Here is a 1,371-nt window from a genome sequence, read left to right as displayed (position 1 = left end):
TGTTGCCACGTCTATCACTCCTGGTCTCCTGCTGCTCAACGAAGCAGCAGGTTAGGGTTAGTACGTGGGTCAGGTTTGGATGGAAATCCTGGGGGTTAGTGGGTCACTTCTGCGTGGAAATCAACAGCGTCGACATGCTGGGCGAGGGCTTCGACATGCCGGAGCTCAAGATCGCTGCGTTCCATGACCTGCGAAAGAGCCTGGCCGTCACGCTTCAGCTCGCCGGGCGGTTCACTCGAGCGAGGGAAGATCTCGGCGAACCCGTCTTCATTGCCAACACAGCGGACGTCAATCTCAAGGAGGAACTGCGCGCCCTGTACGCGCAGGACCCCGACTGGAACCTCCTGCTCCCCCATCTGAGCGAGGGCGCGATCGGCCAGGAACTCGAGGCGCAGCGGTTCATGGGCGGCTTCGTGGGACAGCTGGATGAGATCCCGCTCACCGAGATTCAGCCGGCTGCCAGCATGGTGCTCTATCGTACGCAATGCGCCCGCTGGACCCCTGGAGCCTTCAAGGCGGCGTTCAAGGGGAGCAGCGACTCCGAGCAGGTGTACCCGATCCTCAATGAAGCGGAGCGGATGCTGGTTGTCATCGCGGCTCGACGACAGGGCGTTCCGTGGACAGACATCTCGACAGTTGACGGCGTCGCCTGGGAGCTGTGCATCGCGATCTTGGATCCGGACAAGGCGCTGCTCTACATCCATGGCTCGGCGAACAACGGCAACTACTCGGACTTCGCAAAGGCGCTTTGCGGCGACAACGTCGAACTCATCAAGGCACCCGATGTCTTTCGGGTGTTTGCCGGCATCAATCGGCTGATGCTCACCAACGTTGGACTGGACGAGCAACTGGGTCGTCAGATCCGCTATACCGGTCGGATGGGGCCAGACGTAGGTGCGCTGCTGGCCGACGCAACGTTGGCCACCACCACCAAGGCTGTGCTCGCGGGCGTAGGGTTTGAGAACGGCGGGCTGACCTCCGTCGGCGCGGGCAAGCGGGGGAGGGTGTGGTCCAATCTGCGATTGCGCGTCGACCAGTTCGCGGCATGGTGCAAGAACATTGGCTCCAAGATCGACGACAGCAATATCGACCCAGAACAAGTGCTGCGAGGAACGCTCATTCCTACGCTGGTCGACAGCAGGCCCGCGGCCGTGCCGGTCGGTGTGGACTGGCCCGTCGAGCTCCTGGATCACGTGGAATCGGCGACTACGATCTCCTTTGCGCACACCATCAACGAACAGCTGACTAAGAGCGGCTAACAAAAGCCTGTCATCGCCAAGCGCGGGATGCGCGTTGACGGTGCATGGGAAAGAAAAGAAACAAGGAAGTTAGCGCGGTGTTGTACAAAAAGATCAAGCCGTTGCTGCCAGT

The 1,371-nt window shown here is 60.8% G+C and carries 1 protein-coding gene; it reads left to right on the top strand.

The window, feature by feature from the left end; all coding sequences use genetic code 11:
• The first annotated feature begins 113 nt into the window (after positions 1-113).
• Positions 114-1,259: a hypothetical protein gene (locus JHD63_RS22550; protein ID WP_233168551.1), complete on the top strand. Its 1,146-nt coding sequence runs from the start codon at positions 114-116 to the stop codon at positions 1,257-1,259.
• Positions 1,260-1,371: the final 112 nt, after the last annotated feature.

This window comes from Xylophilus sp. ASV27 (assembly GCF_016428875.1).
Classification (GTDB): domain Bacteria; phylum Pseudomonadota; class Gammaproteobacteria; order Burkholderiales; family Burkholderiaceae_C; genus Xylophilus.
The sequence above is the reverse complement of the archived record's forward strand: the minus strand, read 5'-3'. Positions and strand labels throughout refer to the sequence as shown.